Annotated in this window: 18 protein-coding genes; 5 read left to right on the top strand and 13 right to left on the bottom strand. The window is 46.6% G+C overall.

Going from position 1 to position 17863, the window contains the following annotated elements; all coding sequences use genetic code 11:
• Nucleotides 1-4 precede the first annotated feature (4 nt).
• The 3 genes from H3H32_RS04435 to H3H32_RS04425 all read left to right on the top strand — a co-directional run bounded on the left by H3H32_RS04435 (nt 5) and on the right by H3H32_RS04425 (nt 2579).
• The gene (locus H3H32_RS04435) at nt 5-1267 is read left to right on the top strand and encodes an asparagine synthetase B (protein ID WP_182461462.1); all 1263 of its coding nucleotides are present in this window, start codon (nt 5-7) and stop codon (nt 1265-1267) included.
• Nucleotides 1268-1269: 2 nt separating this feature from the next.
• Nucleotides 1270-1728, top strand: a complete 459-nt coding sequence (locus H3H32_RS04430; RefSeq protein WP_182461461.1) for a hypothetical protein — start codon at nt 1270-1272, stop codon at nt 1726-1728.
• Nucleotides 1729-1799: 71 nt separating this feature from the next.
• Complete coding sequence (locus tag H3H32_RS04425) at nt 1800-2579, top strand: prohibitin family protein (protein WP_182461460.1); 780 nt, start codon at nt 1800-1802, stop codon at nt 2577-2579.
• 97 nt (nt 2580-2676) lie between these two features.
• On the opposite strand, the gene H3H32_RS04420 is transcribed toward H3H32_RS04425, so the two are convergent.
• Nucleotides 2677-3729, bottom strand: coding sequence for a DNA/RNA non-specific endonuclease (locus H3H32_RS04420; RefSeq protein ID WP_182461459.1), 1053 nt, complete (start codon nt 3727-3729; stop codon nt 2677-2679).
• 142 nt (nt 3730-3871) lie between these two features.
• On the opposite strand from H3H32_RS04420, the gene H3H32_RS04415 reads away from it, so the two are divergent.
• Nucleotides 3872-5098 (top strand): BaiN/RdsA family NAD(P)/FAD-dependent oxidoreductase, encoded by a 1227-nt coding sequence (locus H3H32_RS04415; protein WP_182461458.1) that lies wholly within the window; start codon nt 3872-3874, stop codon nt 5096-5098.
• A gap of 66 nt (nt 5099-5164) precedes the next feature.
• On the opposite strand, the gene H3H32_RS04410 is transcribed toward H3H32_RS04415, so the two are convergent.
• The 8 genes from H3H32_RS04410 to H3H32_RS04375 all read right to left on the bottom strand — a co-directional run bounded on the left by H3H32_RS04410 (nt 5165) and on the right by H3H32_RS04375 (nt 12049).
• Nucleotides 5165-6487, bottom strand: a complete 1323-nt coding sequence (locus H3H32_RS04410) for a hypothetical protein (protein WP_240543654.1) — start codon at nt 6485-6487, stop codon at nt 5165-5167.
• A gap of 182 nt (nt 6488-6669) precedes the next feature.
• Nucleotides 6670-7602, bottom strand: coding sequence for a bifunctional riboflavin kinase/FAD synthetase (locus tag H3H32_RS04405; protein WP_182461457.1), 933 nt, complete (start codon nt 7600-7602; stop codon nt 6670-6672).
• A gap of 81 nt (nt 7603-7683) precedes the next feature.
• Entirely contained in the window at nt 7684-8388 is a 705-nt protein-coding gene (gene truB, locus H3H32_RS04400; protein ID WP_182461456.1) for a tRNA pseudouridine(55) synthase TruB, read from the bottom strand.
• Nucleotides 8389-8486: 98 nt separating this feature from the next.
• Nucleotides 8487-9332, bottom strand: coding sequence for an undecaprenyl-diphosphate phosphatase (locus tag H3H32_RS04395; RefSeq protein ID WP_182461455.1), 846 nt, complete (start codon nt 9330-9332; stop codon nt 8487-8489).
• 94 nt (nt 9333-9426) lie between these two features.
• Entirely contained in the window at nt 9427-9759 is a 333-nt protein-coding gene (locus H3H32_RS04390) for a DUF3098 domain-containing protein (RefSeq protein ID WP_182461454.1), read from the bottom strand.
• A gap of 117 nt (nt 9760-9876) precedes the next feature.
• Entirely contained in the window at nt 9877-10758 is an 882-nt protein-coding gene (locus H3H32_RS04385) for a cell division protein FtsX (protein WP_182461453.1), read from the bottom strand.
• A gap of 122 nt (nt 10759-10880) precedes the next feature.
• On the bottom strand, nt 10881-11663 hold the full coding sequence (gene truA, locus H3H32_RS04380) for a tRNA pseudouridine(38-40) synthase TruA (protein WP_182461452.1): 783 nt from the start codon (nt 11661-11663) through the stop codon (nt 10881-10883).
• Between the two features lie 38 nt (nt 11664-11701).
• Entirely contained in the window at nt 11702-12049 is a 348-nt protein-coding gene (locus H3H32_RS04375; protein WP_182461451.1) for a winged helix-turn-helix transcriptional regulator, read from the bottom strand.
• Between the two features lie 96 nt (nt 12050-12145).
• On the opposite strand from H3H32_RS04375, the gene H3H32_RS04370 reads away from it, so the two are divergent.
• The gene (locus tag H3H32_RS04370; protein WP_182461450.1) at nt 12146-12994 is read left to right on the top strand and encodes an SDR family oxidoreductase; all 849 of its coding nucleotides are present in this window, start codon (nt 12146-12148) and stop codon (nt 12992-12994) included.
• Nucleotides 12995-13124: 130 nt separating this feature from the next.
• Here H3H32_RS04370 and H3H32_RS04365 read toward each other — a convergent pair whose 3' ends face one another.
• From H3H32_RS04365 to H3H32_RS04350, 4 genes are all read right to left on the bottom strand, one after another.
• Entirely contained in the window at nt 13125-14591 is a 1467-nt protein-coding gene (locus H3H32_RS04365) for a DUF6600 domain-containing protein (RefSeq protein ID WP_240543653.1), read from the bottom strand.
• A 265-nt stretch (nt 14592-14856) separates the two neighbouring features.
• Nucleotides 14857-15681 (bottom strand): mechanosensitive ion channel family protein, encoded by an 825-nt coding sequence (locus H3H32_RS04360; protein ID WP_182461448.1) that lies wholly within the window; start codon nt 15679-15681, stop codon nt 14857-14859.
• Nucleotides 15682-15787: 106 nt separating this feature from the next.
• Nucleotides 15788-16738 carry a magnesium/cobalt transporter CorA gene (gene corA / locus H3H32_RS04355; protein WP_182461447.1) on the bottom strand — a complete coding sequence of 317 codons (951 nt, stop codon included), beginning with the start codon at nt 16736-16738 and terminating at the stop codon, nt 15788-15790.
• A gap of 220 nt (nt 16739-16958) precedes the next feature.
• A complete protein-coding gene (locus H3H32_RS04350; protein ID WP_182461446.1) occupies nt 16959-17858 on the bottom strand; it encodes an FHA domain-containing protein in 900 nt (299 codons plus the stop codon).
• Nucleotides 17859-17863: the final 5 nt, after the last annotated feature.

Genomic DNA, 17863 nt, shown 5'->3' with positions numbered 1-17863 from the left:
ACCAATGAAACGGCTGCTGTTACCGCTTATCCTAATTCTGACCCTGGTGGGCCGGACATGGGCCTCTAAGATCCTGATTCCTATGGATGATGCCCAAAAAAACCATTTAAAAGCCTATGGTATTGCCTATTGGGTGCTTAAGGTTCATGACACCGAAATTGACTGGTTGTTAAATTACCGGGGCGGGTCGTTTATGATGCCGCAAAGCCAGGCATTTATCAACGAAATGGTGATTCGGGGCGTTAGTTACGAGGTAATTTCGGATGCGCAGTCGGCGCAGATTTTAAGCGAAGTGGCCGCTGCTGATGCCAATATGGATGCGGTCAAGTTGCAAAAACCGCCTAAAGTGGCCGTTTATTCGCCTAAAACAAAGCAGCCCTGGGACGATGCCGTAACGATGGTAATGACCTATGCCGAGATCCCCTACGATGTTGTGTTCGATGAAGAAGTCATGAATGGTAAGTTACCTGAATATGACTGGATTCACCTGCACCATGAGGATTTTACGGGACAATATGGCAAGTTTTTCCACTTTAAAGATCAGCCCTGGTATATTGCCCAAAAGCGTGAAGCTGAAACGATTGCAAATAAATTTGGCTTCTCAAAAGTCCCTCAGCTGAAGTTGGCTGTAGCGCAAAAAATCCGCGATTTCGTGTTGGGTGGTGGGTATTTGTTCGCGATGTGTAACGCTACCGATACTTATGATATCGCCCTGGCTTCGCATAATACCGACATTGTCGACACATTTTACGACGGTGATCCGGCCGACCCAAATGCAAACAGCAAACTGGATTATAGCCAGACTTTTGCCTTCCGGAATTTTCAGGTCTATACAAATCCTTACCTAATCGAATTTTCGAACATCGATAACCAGCCCGAAGAGCGGGGCTTGAGTGAGCATAACGATTATTTTACGCTCTTTCAGTTTTCTGCCAAGTATGATCCTATTCCAACCATGCTTACCCAAAATCACCTGAATGTGATTAAGGGGTTCATGGGTCAGACAACGGCGTTTAAGAAAAATTATATTAAGCCCGAAGTTGTGATCATGGCCGAAAATCGTGCCGCAGGTGAGGCTCGCTATATTCATTCCCCTTATGGTCGGGGTTTTTTCACCTTCTATGGCGGTCATGATCCCGAAGATTATCGGCATGAAATCGGCGAGGAGCCTACAGATTTAAACTTACACCCTAATTCAGCCGGTTACCGCCTGATTTTGAACAACATCCTCTTCCCGGCGGCTAAGAAGAAGAAACAGAAAACCTAGGCATGACAACTTTCACTGAAACACAACGATTCCGCCAATGGTGGCTTTGGCTTCTGTTAACCGCCGTAGTGATCGTTACGGCAAGTCCTTTGTGGGTCGCGAATGGTCAAAGTAAGCCGTCTGCCTGGATTGGCATAGGCATTAGTTTGTTCATTATGTTGTTGTTCTATGTCTGGCGATTAGATACACGTCTGGATTCCAATGGGATTCATTATCGTGTTTTCCCGATTTTCTCCTGGCGCACCATTTCATGGAACAACATACAGACCGTATCCATCACTCAATATGGTTTTGTTGGTTATGGAATCCGGTTGGGGTTCGATGGTTGGGTGTATAATATAGCCGGAAACAAAGGCTTGCGAATCGAATACAAGAACAAACGAAAAATTACCATTGGCACCCAACGCCCCGACGAACTTCAGGCTTTTTTAGACGCTCGTTTAAGTTTAATAACAACTTAACTTCTTTTCAATCAGGGTTTAACGAGCAAACCGGTAGTTAGCGAAACGATTCAAATCTTTTGTTTACTACCATGAAAAAGCTTATATTCTGTTTGCTATCAGCGCTGTTTATCATCAGTTGCACCACCATTCGCCAGGGCGAAGTTGGGGTGAAACGTCGGCTCGGGAAATTAGATCCAGTGGTAAAAGGATCGGGTATACACAGCTACAATCCGTTCACAACAACCATCATTCGGGTACCAACTCGCACCATTAATTTGCCACTCGCTCTGGAAAATATTCCCTCGAAAGAAGGCTTGAATATTAGTGCCGAGATGGCCGTTCTGTATCGAATAATCCCGGAAAAAGCGCCACAGGTACTTACAACGATCGGCGAGAAATACGAAAGCGTTGTTATTGTGAGTGTATTTCGTTCGGCTGCTGCTGATGTCTGCGCCCGCTTCTTCGCCAAAGACATGTACACAGGCCAGCGGGAGGAAATCGAAAAGGAAATTGCCGCTGAAATGCATACCGTACTGGAGAAGCGGGGTATTATTGTTGAAAGCGTACTCATGAAAAGCATTCAACTACCGAAAGGGCTAGCGCAATCTATCGAGCAAAAACTCGAAGCTGAACAACAGGCGCAGCAAATGGAGTTTGTTCTACAAAAAGAGCACAAGGAAGCTGATAGAAAAGTAATTGAGGCCAAAGGGATTGCAGACTCTCAGAAAATCATTTCAGAAGGCTTGAACAAGCAGATTATCGAATACAAAACTATCGAAGCCTTCCGACAGCTGGCCACTTCACCAAACGCAAAGATTATCATCACTGACGGCAAAACGCCGATGCTCATAAACCCAAATGGGCAATAGTTTTTTCAAGTTCAATGTTTCAAGTTTCATGTTCCATGTTCCAAGAGCACTAATTTCACTGAAACCTGAAACATTGAACTTGAAACAATAAACAGTTTTAATTGTCAAACCACTCGTCCACTACCTCTTCGCGGCTTTTACTTTCGAGCTTTTGTTCCAGATCGTCGGGAATTTTGGGAAAGAAATCGAGTCCTGTTAGTTGCTCAATAAGATCCACAGGTACCACAAATTCTTTCAACGACTTGTTTGAGCCTTCATTAGTCATCAGAAAGCCAACCATCCGAATATCGGGCTTGTTGCAGTACAGAATTACTTTATAAAACTTCTCGGGCACGCTCACCTCCGTACTTTTCCCAATCGTCGATAAACCGGGCTTGAGTACCGGTCCGGTCACTACATAAACCCCCTTATCACGACGCGCCCATGACCGTATTTGATTCTCCAGATCACCCCAAATACCTCGGTTAAACTCAGGTACCTGCGGGGTAATGTTGCTCATAAAAAAGGTTTCCCGCATCATCCGCTGCGAAAATTTAAAATCGGCAGCTGGAGCCAGGTGTCCCCGATCGTAGCCAGAACGCGTGTAATCAAATGGCAGCGCCGTGCCATCTTCCACAGCAGGATCGGGCTTGAATTGTTCATTTTTTCGGTCAGCATCGCCCGTTGTTTCATAGGCCAGCAGTGGATAAGCTACCCACTCGGCATCTTTATACTGATTTCGATAACTGAGCGTATAGCCCTCATGCCGAATTAGTTCGCCATTGGCTTTGGATACAGGGAGTAGAAAGTCAACCTGTTTTTCAAAGTCAAATCGCTGATTACCAGACGATGCTTCCGATGGGCTGCTCGAATTATTGTCACTGGCTTCACTCTCATTCGATTGCCCTCCTCTCCGATCGTCGGTTGCCTCATCAGACTTGGGTTCGGGCGCTTTATAGGGATTTGATCCTTCTCGGTCTGATCGAGAGCGGCCTAATCCAATAATTTGTCGGAAATCATTCCAGAACGCCACAACCGGTTTCGTCCGACCGCCATAGTGGAGAAAAAGGCCGATCAGAAAAAACACGAACAAGGTGATCAGCGAGTTGCCCCGCAGCCGAAAGCCCCGACGGGCGTAGTTTTTAGTTGAAAATCGAGGTTTGAAAAACATAAATCAAAGTTAGTTTTTTGTTCCAGGTTTATCCACTTTCAAGTTTCAGGTTTAATGTTCCAGGTTGGCAGTATTTATAAAATCAGGGGCGTAGTCTGATTGAAACAGGGAACATGAAACTTGAAACACCTGTTAGTGCCCTATGTCATCTCTGAATATTATTGTTATCGGTGGTGGAGCCGCCGGTTTCTTTGGGGCCATCACAGCTGCCGAAACCTATCCCAATGCTACCGTTACACTTCTCGAAAAAAATCGTACTGTCCTGAACAAAGTCCGCATTTCGGGCGGAGGCCGCTGCAATGTTACACATGCCTGTTTCGATAATCGGCAACTCGTAAAATTTTACCCTCGCGGAGAGAAACCCCTGCGCGCCCTGCTTACTCAGTTCGATACGACGGCCACAGTAAAGTGGTTCGAACAACGGGGAGTCAGTCTGAAAACGGAAGCCGATGGGCGTATGTTTCCCGAATCCAATACGTCTGATACAATTGTCGACTGCTTGCTCACTACAGCCCGACGATCAGGCATTCAGGTTCGTACCAGTTGCGGAGTGGCGTCAATTCGGCAAAGTGCTTCTGCACAGTGGCTAGTCGATTTACTAACCAACGAAACCATCGTTGCCGACCGGCTTCTGATTGCAACCGGTGGTTACCCTCAGCTAACCTCTTATGACTGGCTGCCTGCTCAAAGTGAACCCTTGTCAGCCCCTGTACCGTCGTTATTTACCTTTAATGTACCCGACAGTTATTTAATCCCGTTGGCGGGCGTAGCCGTACCCGATGCAAAAGTGTATGTTTTGGGAACGAAACAGGAACAGCGCGGCCCGGTTTTAGTAACGCACTGGGGATTTAGTGGGCCCGCCGTCTTACGCTTATCGGCTTGGGCTGCCCGCGAGCTGGCTGATAAAAACTACAATTTCACGCTTCGGATCAACTGGACCCCCGACCTGAACGATAATACGTTGCGGAACAAGTTGCAGGACTTTCGTCAGCAAAACGGACGTAAACAGGTTGTTTCGCAGAACCCATTCGGGCTGCCTTCGCGTTTATGGCAGGCGTTTGCCACAGAAGCTGGTATTTCCGATTCGCAACGGTGGGCGGATCTGCCCGCTAAACTCCTGAATCGCCTAAGCGAACGAGTTATAAACAGTCAGTTTCAGGTATCCGGCAAAACAACCTTTAAAGATGAATTTGTAACCTGTGGCGGTATTTCGCTGGATGGACTCAATCCGCAAACACTCGAAAGTAAATCCCAACCGGGAGTTTATTTTGCAGGCGAAGTGCTGGACATTGATGGCATCACGGGGGGCTTCAACTTCCAGAACGCCTGGACAACCGGTTACGTAGCCGGTTTGAACATTGGGAAATAGCCATTTTGTCCTGGCCAGGCACCAGCTTAGCCAGGACAAAATGTGAGTCATTCAATTGGAAAAATACTAGGCAGCTGACGACAGATCCAGGTTCGACTCCGACTGGTCAGTAGACTCACCCCAAGTTGAGTCACTGGGCTCAAGCATCGTTGCATTTAGAGAGATTAAGCGGGCCTGGTAGCTTTGCTGAAGATCGCCTAACGCTTCCTGCCCTGTTTCCCAACGCCGAACAACATTAACCTCACGGATAACTTCGGGCGCTTTAGGGACGTTTGCGTGGGCAAAATACTCTGGCATCCGGGCCGTCATCTCGCTAATCAGATCTACAATTGGGCCATTAATGAGTTCAGGCGATTGTTTAGTAATCTGAATAAGCGCACGGGCCATCGACGCGGAGTAAAAAGCGCAATCAATATCCTGATGACGAATTGGGACACCATCGTGCAGCCGCTGAAGATTTAGCCCGCCATCCTCCAGACGGTCGGAGGCCATTGGACTTCCTTCTGGTTGTGGAAAAACGGCATCCACATACCGCTTAAACTTCCCCCACCAGGGTGGCTTACCATTCGGCTTCAACGTGTCACAGAAAATTATCCGTAGAGGTAGTTCGGGCTGTTGAACCTGCATAACGACAAAAGCTGCCCCCAGATGCCGATCATCGGCTGCGTGCCGTCGTTGCACAACAAAGCAGTGAAGTGATTGCAGATTCTCTCCTTCTTCCCGTAATTTCTCCGTCGCTAATCGAATCGCCCGTAGTGAATCTTCCATATAGCCTTCTGTCACCACATGAATCGGCAGAGAGGTTGAAAAGAGGGCTTCCCGACGAAGCTGACGGGCAATTAGGTTCAAGGCAGTTGTATCCGATCGGCGGGTACCGAAATAGAAGCCAATGTCTTCCCGAACTTCACTGGACATTTCAGCCAAACTGATCGAATCGCCAAAGGCGCTTTGCCGGCTCTTAGGGCTGTATCGAAACGGCACTTCCAGAGGTTCGCGGTGAGCCGCTACATTATAAATGCGCTTTTCGAAGATAGACAACAGTGGTTCATAAGCATCGGGCTCGAAAAAAACCTGTGCACTGGGCCGTAGCAAATGTCGGGCAATTTCCTCCTCCTGAAGCAGGCGTTCGAGCGCATCGTCATGCTGCTTAAAAAAACTCTGTAAAGCTCCTTGCTGAATAAATTCGTCGGTACCGTTTTGCAGTTCTAGCCAGTAATCCGCGTCCGCGGCTAAACGCTGCTCAATCCATTGGTGGAGGTACCGTTTTATAGCCTCATCAAAGGCACTATTTGCCGCTTCTGCCTGCGATCTGGTATAGTCAATATAGGAAATTTGTAGGCAATTCATCGACTCGGATTCGCTGGAACCGAGCGTCATAAATAAGGTCATGGCAGGAAAATGCAGCGGTATAAATTCGTAGCTAATATACGAATTTATCAGGGTATTATTTTGACTTATCAGTAACCTGTCATAAATAAATTTTGGTATTTCTTTATCCGACAGATTTATGAATAGAAATCAACTAATAGCCACGAGAGCCATCATATACCACTCTATACTTTCTCCTTACGCTATTCCTTATTCAGCACAGTTCGCGCTGTTTCTTCGTCCCGTTTTAGCTGAGCAACCAGCGCGGGCAAGCCGTCGAATTTTTGTTCAGGGCGCAGAAATTCCCGGAGTTTCAGGGTCAGATGTTCTCCGTAGATATCCTTATCAAAATCGAAAATATAGGTCTCAATAGTTTGATTCGTGCCCGCCACTGTCGGCCGGAAACCAATGTTGAGCATACCTCCAAACTTCTGTCCAGCGTACTCAACATTAACGGCATACACGCCATTAGCCGGAATGAGCTTGGCAGGGTCGTCTACCTGCAAGTTAGCTGTCGGGAAACCAATGGTTCGGCCTAGTTGCCGTCCTTTCACGATTGTTCCGGTTAGGTTGTACGCCCTTCCCAGAAACAGATTGGCTGTGTGAACATGGCCTTCATTGAGAGCCGCCCGGATTTTCGACGAACTCACCCCTACCGCATCAATATCCTGGCGAGGTATTTCTTCTACCTCGAATCCATACTCACTCTGGTGTGCCTTTATGTATTCGAATCCGCCCTCACGATCACGGCCGAAACGGTGATCATAGCCGATAACCAGTTTTTTGGTGCCGATTTTTTCGATCAGAATCTGTCGAATGTATTCCTCTGAGGTTAGTTGTGAGAACGAACGGGTAAACGGAATAATCACTAAATGCTCAACCCCGGCCTGATCGAGCAGCTCGATTTTCTCATCAAGCGTGGTTAGTAGCTTTAAATTCTGGCTATCATTGGAAACAACGGTGCGCGGGTGTGGCCAATACGTAATCAGCACCGACTCTCCTCCGCTCGCTTTAGCCACTTCTGTTAAGCGAGTCAGAATTGTCTGATGACCACGGTGTACTCCGTCAAAAGTACCACTCGTAACAACGGCGTTCGCTAAAGGTTGTATATCGTTGAGACCTCTGTAAATAATCATTTTTTAGTCTTTAGTCAGCAGTCTATCGTCAGTAGTGAATAAGCCGTCCGCTTAACTACTGACGACTCACTCGGCTAATTACTATAGACTAGTTTCCCGGTGCATTTCGATGAATTTCTCAATGGTATGTGCATCCTCAACCCGGAAATCGCCGATGCGTGTCCGCCGTAGCTTGCTCATATAGGCTCCATTGTTAAGCAACAGGCCCAAATCGCGTACCAGACTACGAATATAGGTCCCTTTGGAACACACGATGCGAAAATCTACTTCGGGGAAACGTTCCGTATTGACTTCAAATACCGAAACCGTTACCTGACGCGCCTTAATGCCTCCCTCAACCTGATCGGCGGTTTCACCCCGGCGGGCTTTCTCGTACAAACGCTCTCCATTAACCCGAATAGCAGAATAAATAGGGGGCACTTGTAGAATATCGCCCGTTAGTTTTTGCGCTGCTTCCTGTATTTGTTCAGGGGTAATGCCAGCCGTATCGAACTCGGCGTCGAAGGTAGTTTCCAAATCGACGGAAGGCGTGGTTTTACCCAGAACAAGCGTTCCGGTATATTCTTTTTCCTGCGCCTGGTATTGGTCGATCTGTTTCGTCATCTTGCCCGTGCAGAGTATGATCAAACCCGTTGCCAACGGATCGAGCGTACCGGCATGACCGATTTTCTTAAACTTACAGGCAAATTTCAACTTATTCGCCACATCGAACGATGTCCAGGTAAGTGGCTTATCAATCAGAATAATCTGGCCGGGATCGGGTGCCGGCGGAGTTTGTTGTGTCACAGAGATACTCGGAGTAGCACAGAGATACACAAAGAAAAGATAACCAAGAATCTCAGTGCGTCTCTTTTTCCTCTGTGTATCTCTGTGTCAAAATTAGACTAAAGCACATCCAACTTCACGCCAGCCGCTACTAAGCCGAGCAGTAGTAAGCCAAGTGCAATGCGGTAGTAACCAAATACTTTAAAGCCATAACGGGTCAGGAAGCCAACAAAACCACGAATTGCCAGCAGACCCACAACAAAGGCAATTGCATTACCGATGAGCAGCATCTGATAATCGTCGGGTTGGAGCAATTTATAGGTTTTCAGGAGTTTATAGCCCGATGCCGCAGCCATAGTTGGTACAGCCAGAAAGAACGAAAACTCAGCGGCCTGTGTCCGGGTTAATCCCTGGAACATGCCTCCAATAATCGTTGCTGCCGAACGTGAAACCCCCGGAATCATAGCAATACACTGAAAGAAGCCAATTTTAAGCGCGTCGGGCACACTCACATCACCATCTTTAGGCTGTACATTCACAATTCGGTCAATAAATACCAAAACAATCCCGCCCAATAATAACGTAACAGCCACAACCACTACATTTTCGAGTAGCGAATCGATGAAATCGTTCAGTAGAAAGCCAATGACAGCAGCAGGCAGGAACGCAATCAGGATTTTGCTATAGAAATCCAGCATCGGTTGCCAGCGCGGAGGAAATGATTTTAAGTAGCTGGGTACGACAAATTTTTCGGTACGGGGATCAGTCAGGAAACGACGATGATAGAGCACCAGAACCGACAAAATACAACCGAACTGAATATCGACCGTGTAGAGTTTGGTGAATTCATTACCGGCAATGCCAGCCAAAGAAGAGTAGATGATCATGTGGCCAGTTGAGGACACTGGCAAAAACTCCGTTAGCCCTTCAATTATGGCCAACGCAATTGCGTGAATAAGCTCCATTTACAGAGTTATAAAGTTGTAGCGGTTATAAAGCTGTAAAATTGCCTTTCAAAAACGTTATAACCACTACAACTCAACAACTTTATAACTGCTTTTATGCCTTTGGGCGGGCCAGAATGGCAAAAAATTCGAGTACAAAACCGCCCATAACCACAATAGGGCCAAGCGTAAGGCCTAAAAAGCCAAAGCCAAACTCTTCTTTGTCCAGGCTCATAATAAAGAACCCGGCCAGAATAATGGCAATCCCTGCTAACATCAGCGTGTAGTTCTGCCGACCAAATGGCAGAGAAGCTGCTGACCGGGAAGGATCGCTGATCACCGACCGAGTTGGCGTAGGTTTAGGCGCCACAGTCGATGCAGCCGCTGCTTTTTTCACTGGTTCGTCACGTGTTAGCGTTGCTGGTCCAGCCTGTTTATCTTTTGCCATAGTCTTTTTTGTTATCAATGTATAATGAACAATGCAAAATGAAAAATGGATTGGCTACCCCATTTCATCACCGCATTTTATTTCATTATGCATTCTTCATTTTACATTATACATTAATCAATAAAGCTCATCTAGTGTTAGGCCCAGGTACCGATGAACGGCCTGAAATGTACTCACAAAACCAATTAGTACGCCTAGCCCAACAATACCTACCATCAGAAAAATTATCTTTTCTGGGTCCTGGAACGTCGATAATTCAGGCAGGTTATGAATAGCGAGCTGCAAGCCTGCAATCAGCAAGCCAACGGCAATAATGCCCGCCAGAAACCCCTGCCAAATACCACGTCCCAAAAACGGTCGGGTAATAAATGCATTTGTTGCGCCGACTAATTGCATGCTTCTGATGAGCATTCGTTGCGAATGAAGCGCCAACCGAATAGTATTATTCATCAACACCACAATAATGATCAGCAGAATGACCGCAAAGGCCGACATGATCGCGTAAATCTTGGTGATATTCCGATTGATATTATCTACCAGATTTTCCTGATAAACAACTTCAAACACACCATCGATCTGCTCTAAATCTTGTTTAACCTCCTGTAGTTTGGCTTCCTCAAAATATCCCTCATTGAGTTTAATTCGGTAGCTATCATGCAGTGGGTTCTCACCTAAAAACTTCGAAAAATCCTCTTTTGTTTCTGCAATAAACTCTTTGGCGGCTTCATCTTTCGTAACCAGATTAACCTGTGGTTTACCGTTAGCTACTAGCACATAAGGTCGTTCGGCGATGGTTTTATACAACGTTTCCGTTTTTTTCTCGCTGAGGTCTTTATCTAAAAACGCCCGGATTTCGTAGTTCTCGCGGATGTAGGTGACTAACTTCTTCGACTGAATCGCCAGCAACCCACAAAAACCAATTAAAAACAAGGCCAGCGTCAGACTGAATAAAATCATGCCGCTGGGGTACATACCTACTTTCTTCTTTGTACGAGCCATTCAGGGGTTCGTGTTATGAGACAAAAATAACGGATTCGACCGCTAAGCGGCTCAATTTAACAAAATTTAAGGGGAAACCGGCAAGGGGCGTGGGGCAGGGTGTACGGAGTAGGAATAATTGCTTAGATAAACCCTGCTCCCTGTCCCATGCTCCTCGCCAACAACACCTCATTGGGATAACCAACTTCAACTAAAAATAAACCATTGGCAGGTGCCGCCCGACCAGCTTTGTTCCGATCTCGGGACAGGATAATCTGCTCAAACAGTTCAAGACTCATCCGCTTCTGCCCTATTTCAATCATCGTACCAACAATGGTCCGAACCATGCCCCATAAGAACCGATCCGCTCGAATATGAAACGTCAGCGAATCCTCATTTATGCGTTCCCAGTAGGCAAAATCAAGTCGGCAATTGAAATGCGTGACGTTTGCCCGAGCCTTGCTGAAACTCTGAAAATTAGTATGTTGCAAGAGTATTTTGCAGGCTTCATTCATCAGGATTTCGTCAAGTGTCGGTCGAAAATGGTAGGTTAAGCCGCTCTCAAAAGCACTTTTCTGACGACTAATCAGGTATTGATAATAGCGAAACGTAGCCGAAAATCGCGCATGGTCTTTCTCCCGAACGGGAAAAATCCGGTGGATGACAATATCTTCAGGCAGGATACAATTGAGCGAATAAATAAATGAATCGGTAAATAAAAACGGCTCTACCAACTCAACATGGGCAAACTGCTGACGAGCATGAACACCGGCATCTGTTCGGCCACTTGCCATAACATACATCGGCTTGCCGAATCGTTGTGTTAGCGCAGCTTCGAGGGTTGTCTGCACACTCGTTCCATTTGCCTGCGTCTGCCAGCCATGATAAGCCGTTCCCCGGTACGATAATTCAATAAAATAACGCATCTGCGGCAAAAGTACCGCTTAATCCCTTGCGCTGCTACTTACTCGTCTTTAATCATCTTCCGGTGCTCCTTGCCCCAGTCGATCATTGCCTGTATGATATTCCCAAAGGATTTGCAATAAGGTGTCGTTTCATATTCCACCAGAACGGGCGAATCGGGATATACCTTACGAACGATAATCTTATTCATTTCCATCTCCTTCAATTCCTTCGAGAGCATTCGGGTTGTGATTTGGGGAATGCTCCGTTGAATCTCCCGGAAGCGCCGATTCCCATTACATAACGAGTTGATAATCGGCAGTTTCCACTTACCGCCAATCACATAGATCGTATCCTGTAGCGCTTGAATCTCCTCGGCAGGATTCCGTTTTGTAAGTACCTCAGCCATTTTGTATCGTATTCAATTTTGGTATACATGAGTATACTGATTACAAAGTTATACCAATCGACAAATACCTTTGCAACGTCCTAAAAAAATAATAAAATGAGTACACAAACAGAAACTCTTCATAGCGACCGTCGCACTGTTTTTATTACGGGAACCAGTACCGGACTAGGCCGACTAACGGCACTTTATTTTGCCAATCAGGGCTGGCAAGTGGCCGCTACCATGCGAACACCAGAAACTGAAACTGAGCTACAACAGCATCCAAATATTCAGGTTTTCAAACTGGACGTAACCAATCTTGATCAGGTAAAAGCAGCAACCGAACAGGCAATTTCCGCTTTCGGAAAAATAGATGTCGTTGTTAACAACGCCGGAATGGGGACTTATGGACCTCTGGAATTTGCCGAAGAAACAACCATCGACTGGCAGTTTGCTGTAAACGTTCGAGGGCCAATTAATATAATTCGTGCCTTTCTGCCTCATTTTAGAGCAAACGGCGGTGGTATGTTCATCAACATCAGTTCGTTTATGGGCGTGACAACAGCGGTGCCGATCGGGTCGCTGTACAACATGTCGAAGTTTGCCCTGGAGGGTTTAACCGAAGGCCTATATTACGAGCTGAAGCCGTTAAATATTGACCTGCGGCTGGTTGAACAAGGCGGTTCATCAGGAAATAATTTCGGAGCCAATATTATCTGGAATACCCACGAAACGATCAAGGACTATGACGTCCTAACCGACAAAGTAAAAAATCTGATAGGTAAATCTGACCCAAGCTTACTCGATGACCCACAGGACATTGTCGATGTAATTTATAACCTGGCAACGGGCGAAACCAAGCAATTCCGAACCTTAGTGGGCGATATGGGGAAAAATTTGATGGCTCTCAGAAACTCGATTCCAATTGAGGACTATCTAGAAAAAATAGCGGCTAATTATCAGTAAACAATCTAATCAATCAAGCAGATTTAGATTCTACTGATGCTGAGATTCTATAGTTGATTAGGTGCTTAGTTGAGCAAGAAAAAGCCACGTATCTAGTCAGATACGTGGCTTTTTCTTGCTCTATTATTCATTAACGTGGACCACGTCCGCGATGTTCTCCTCCATTCCCACCACCACTTGGTTGCTGAGGCTGACTTGGGGCTTGTGGCTGCATGCCACCACGGCCACCCTCTGCGCTCCGTTGGAAATCTCCACCGCTTCGGCCACCGGGCATCCCTTGCGGACTCATCTGAGGCTGAGGTTGCCGCTCAACACGTTCGAACGAACGATTGGGCTGCTGCATTCCTCCAGAAGGATTGCCTCCTTGCTGGAAGCCACCGGGCGAATAACTTCCACGATTGGGCTGAGTTTGTGGGCTGCTGGGTACAGGTGTTGTTCCGTAATTGCCTCCCCGATCAGTTGGGGCACCAGGCGCATTACTTCCATAATTTCCACGATTTGGAACATTGCCTCCGCCATCAAAAGAAGGACGATTAGGCGTAGCATTGTTGTTAAAATCCCGGTTAGGGGCACCATTGTTACCGTTTCCATTAAAATCTCGGTTGGGAGCACCGTTACCACCATTGCCGCCATTACCATTAAAATCTCGGTTGGGAGCGCCATTGCCACCGTTCCCGTTATAGCCTCGGTTGGGAGCACCATTACCATTGTAATCTCGATTTGGCGTATTATTCCCGTTGTTAAAATCCCGATTTGGTGCGTTGCCAGGACCGCCATAATAGCCTCGGTTCGAAGGGAAATTTCCGTTATTACCAGGTCGGCCTGAGTTATCGAATCGGTCATTACGACCGTAATCACGTCGATTATCAAACCCGCCACCACCAGGGCGATAGAACCCTACGGAACCATTGCCTACAACCGAACGACCTGGCCGATCCATTTGATCGATACGATAAACTGGGACGTTCCGTCGCGTAATACGCTCTATATCACCACGCGGTGGTCCGTACACATAAGCCCGGTTGTTCGACCGATAGATATTATTGAAAATCACGGTGCGTTGATAGATGTTCACGATCTGAGGTCGTGGCACATAATAGCTATACAAGTTGGGACTCGTGATATAAATCTGAGGAACGAAGATCCAGTACGGAGCTGGAATGTTAATGTTCACATTGATATCCCAGCCAGGTGCTAACGGAGCCCAGCCGTAATAGCCTCCACCCGACCGCCACGACACCCAGGCTGGTCCCCAGTCAGAGCCTGGAATCCAGAGCCATCCACCATAGGCCTGATCAAAAATCCAGCGACCATAGTGAAATGGTGCCCAACCCCAGGCATAATCAGACACCCAGGTATTCCCGTATTCTGTAACAACCCAGTGTCCAGCGCTGGCATAAGGTTGAAAATCGGGACCCGCATTGGGCAACCACACGTTGCCGTAGCCAGGGTACTGTATCCATTGCCCATAAGGAGCCAGTTCATTATAAAACGACTCGATTGGTACGCTAACGCCCGGCTGAGCAGCCACTTTGCCAGAATAAACAAAGCTGCTCATTACCAGCGCAATCAGGGCGATATATCTTATTGGTTTCATGATATTCATGGCGCGTTGCTGTTTTACTTGTCAGCATTATCTGACACTCATAATCGTTAGATAGCCTAGCCATCCAAACGTTTAACAACCGTCAAAAAAAAACGCTTATTAAATTCTCTAAAAAAATGCCCGACTGAATGAATCAATCGGGCAGGTATCAGTAGGGTTTAGTTTCTGAGGATTCTATTGATTCTCTGGATTCTATTGTGTGATAACTAGAATCCAGAGAATCTAAAGAATCGATAGAATCTACTTTATCAAAGCACTAATCTTCGTTGGTAATAAACATTTTTGGCTTGGGTGCTTCAATGCCATCTTTACCAAACTGGCGGGCAATGTTTTCGAGCATATAGTAATAGGTCTCCCAATAGGTGTCGCTCTTGGTCCAGACACGCACGTCATACTCGCGCGAATTTGGATTCAATTTGGCGATCAGAACATCGTGCTGACGATCTTTCAGTGCATACGGACAAGCCTCAACTACCCGCATAATAGAGGCCTTAGTTGCGTCGATATCATTCTGACTGCCAACCCCATATACCTGATCGACCCGAATAACACCTTTCGTGCTGATGTTCACAATGGACGATGTCGATAAGGGGCCATTAGGCAGGATAATCGTTTTGTTATCCAAGGTCACCAGCGTTGTGTCGAAAATACGGATGGCCTCCACATTACCGGTAAAACCTTGTGCCGTAACCAGATCGCCTACGCGGAATGGCTTAAAAATCAGAATCAATACGCCACCGGCAAAATTGGCTAAACTTCCCTGAAGGGCTAGCCCAACGGCCAAACCGGCAGCGCCGATAATGGCGACAAAGGACGTGGTTTGAACGCCAAGCGTGCTGGCAATACTTAATAAGAGTAGTACCCGTAACAGGCCATTTACCAACGAGATCAGGAACGGTTGCACATCGCGATCAACGTGCCGTTTTGCCATCGAAGACGACAGCAATCGAATGATCCAGCCAATTACCCAAAGACCCACTATAAGGGTTAAGATAGCCAGCAATACGCGTCCGCCATAAACGGTAACAAAGGTTACCAGCTGGCTGTAAAAAAGTTCAACTTTTGTCTGCGCCTGTTCCATAAGGTATATAGATGGGAATTTAGTTTGGAACTAAGACGCAGATAAATAGAAAAGTAACCCCCTGACAGTTACCTTTCTGCAATATATTTTGAGGCTAATTAAGGTTCTATAGCCAGTTTTTACGCCGGAAAATCCAGACCGTTAACGCCGACGAAATTACCATCATGGCCAGGGCAAACACATACCCATATTTCCAGTGCACTTCTGGCATTTCATCGAAGTTCATGCCCCAGATACTCGCCAGCAAAGTAGGCGGCAGAAACACCAGCGAGACAACGGTGAATATTTTAACGACCCGGTTCTGCTCCAGGTCAATCAAACCGAGGTAGGTATTTTGAAGGAACTCCAGTCGCTCAAAAATGAAATTGGTATGATCGATTAGCGAGTTAATGTCTTTGATCAGGGTTCGGAGTCGTTGCTGTTCGAGTTCATTGAACCAACCATCAGACCGAATCATCGACGAAATAACGCGCTGTTTATCAACCACATTCTCTCGAATTGACATAGTCAACTCCTGATAATCGTTAATATTCAGCAGCATTTCTTTGTCCAGATTCGCATCCAGATCGAGTATTCGATTGATCGCTTTGATTTCGCCTGACACCAATTCAATCAAATCAGCATCATAATCAATCCGCGACTCGAAAATAGAGATCAATATCTGTGCCCCATCGCTAAACAACGCCCGGCGCGACTTAATCCGCTTGACCGTATCGGCAAACGACTTGATGTCAGCATTTCGATAGGTGAACAGGGTATCATCTTTGAGGATAAAACTTACGGGCACGGTTACGTAACGCTGTTCCTGATCGGGCACCAGGAAATTGGAGTTCGCAATCATGAATTCGTCCTCTTCAATGTAGCGCGAACTACTTTCAATTTCCAACTGCTCCTGCTGGCTTAGAAAATCGACATCGAATTTTTCTTCAACGCTCTTGATTTCGGCGGCTGTCGGATTTTGCAGATCCACCCAGAGGGTTCGTTCGGTATCGGAAAACGAGTCAATATCACGAATTTTGCGAACAGCGGTTTCGTCTTGCTGAAAGATACGAATCATAGTAGTTGAGTGACGGATGGCACGGCCGCAAAGTTCGCACAAACAACCAGAATGCCATCTACCACTACCTCATTTCCGGGATTGTCATGCCTAGTGCTTTGCCAAACTAGATTCTATTGATTCCACCGGATTCTATTGCATTGATTATCAACAAAAATCAATTTAGAATCTATTTTGAAAGAACACTAGATCAATTTCAGCGCAATCAACAGGGGTTGTTTCAGGCCAGTTTAAATAAAAGCATAACTTCTCCACCTAATTCAATCTGATCTCCATCCTGAAGCGGATAAACCAGATTCGCAATATCGGCCCGTTCAACCTGCTCATCGGGATGCATGATCTTTGTTTTGTTGCCATTGGCAGGAAGCCCCCCGGCATCCACCAGAAGAACATACCGTTGCTGCTCTGCCTCATACCGGATGGTTGCATGCGACCGACTAACGGCACCATTTCCAGCCCCCTTCTGAGGGTCGAAGCCCGGATCATCCTCATTGAGAATCACAATATCGTTCGTCCGAACCCGGCCCGATGCTGTTTGAGTCGTATGCCCACGGCCAATGCAGTAAACGGTCTTTTGAGCAGGATCGAGTAGATAGCTTGCCTGTTCCATTTGCCCTACTAATGCACTGATACTAGCTCGAAGTGATGCGTTATTCGGCTTTGATTTATCCAGTACAGTCAGCCCCAGATTCCCTTCCAGATAAGTACTATCGGGTAGTTCGTCCGAGAAAAATGAATAGTTAAACTGCCAGTTGGGGGGCAGTGTAATGTAGTTATCGGCCAGTTGCCGATTCAGTTCACGCTGAAACTTACCGGGTTGATTTTCCCACAAAGCCACTCGGTACAACTCTTCCTCTTCGGGGCTTGCCCTTAAAATACCCAATCGAAGCCCAATAGGAGCCGTTTCCGGTTCGTTCTGGTAAGCCCGAAGTTTACTGACTATAAACCGAATGATCCGCTCCCGCTGCAGAGCGGCTGGCGGAGGCCCTGCCGGAACCGATTTTGGCGTAACAGGATCTGAGTCATCGCCTTTTGGCAAATCGATTATCGGTTCAACAGAAGCGTGTTGTTCCGCAGCAGTAAAGCCAAATAAGTTTTTCACTTTTTCGATCAAACTCATAGTTG

Source organism: Spirosoma foliorum, from assembly GCF_014117325.1.
GTDB lineage: Bacteria > Bacteroidota > Bacteroidia > Cytophagales > Spirosomataceae > Spirosoma > Spirosoma foliorum.
Note: the sequence above shows the minus strand (reverse complement) of the source record. Positions and strands in the feature narration are given on the sequence as shown.

Bases quoted from the DNA above. Each gene is read 5' to 3' on its own strand.
- H3H32_RS04435 (WP_182461462.1), top strand. From the start codon at position 5: ATGAAACGGCTGCTGTTACCGCTTATCCTAATTCTGACCCTGGTGGGC.
- H3H32_RS04430 (WP_182461461.1), top strand. From the start codon at position 1,270: ATGACAACTTTCACTGAAACACAACGATTCCGCCAATGGTGGCTTTGG.
- H3H32_RS04425 (WP_182461460.1), top strand. From the start codon at position 1,800: ATGAAAAAGCTTATATTCTGTTTGCTATCAGCGCTGTTTATCATCAGT.
- H3H32_RS04420 (WP_182461459.1), bottom strand. From the start codon at position 3,729: ATGTTTTTCAAACCTCGATTTTCAACTAAAAACTACGCCCGTCGGGGC.
- H3H32_RS04415 (WP_182461458.1), top strand. From the start codon at position 3,872: ATGTCATCTCTGAATATTATTGTTATCGGTGGTGGAGCCGCCGGTTTC.
- H3H32_RS04410 (WP_240543654.1), bottom strand. From the start codon at position 6,487: ATGACCTTATTTATGACGCTCGGTTCCAGCGAATCCGAGTCGATGAAT.
- H3H32_RS04405 (WP_182461457.1), bottom strand. From the start codon at position 7,602: ATGATTATTTACAGAGGTCTCAACGATATACAACCTTTAGCGAACGCC.
- H3H32_RS04395 (WP_182461455.1), bottom strand. From the start codon at position 9,332: ATGGAGCTTATTCACGCAATTGCGTTGGCCATAATTGAAGGGCTAACG.
- H3H32_RS04390 (WP_182461454.1), bottom strand. From the start codon at position 9,759: ATGGCAAAAGATAAACAGGCTGGACCAGCAACGCTAACACGTGACGAA.
- H3H32_RS04385 (WP_182461453.1), bottom strand. From the start codon at position 10,758: ATGGCTCGTACAAAGAAGAAAGTAGGTATGTACCCCAGCGGCATGATT.
- truA (WP_182461452.1), bottom strand. From the start codon at position 11,663: ATGCGTTATTTTATTGAATTATCGTACCGGGGAACGGCTTATCATGGC.
- H3H32_RS04375 (WP_182461451.1), bottom strand. From the start codon at position 12,049: ATGGCTGAGGTACTTACAAAACGGAATCCTGCCGAGGAGATTCAAGCG.
- H3H32_RS04370 (WP_182461450.1), top strand. From the start codon at position 12,146: ATGAGTACACAAACAGAAACTCTTCATAGCGACCGTCGCACTGTTTTT.
- H3H32_RS04365 (WP_240543653.1), bottom strand. From the start codon at position 14,591: ATGAAACCAATAAGATATATCGCCCTGATTGCGCTGGTAATGAGCAGC.
- H3H32_RS04360 (WP_182461448.1), bottom strand. From the start codon at position 15,681: ATGGAACAGGCGCAGACAAAAGTTGAACTTTTTTACAGCCAGCTGGTA.
- corA (WP_182461447.1), bottom strand. From the start codon at position 16,738: ATGATTCGTATCTTTCAGCAAGACGAAACCGCTGTTCGCAAAATTCGT.
- H3H32_RS04350 (WP_182461446.1), bottom strand. From the start codon at position 17,858: ATGAGTTTGATCGAAAAAGTGAAAAACTTATTTGGCTTTACTGCTGCG.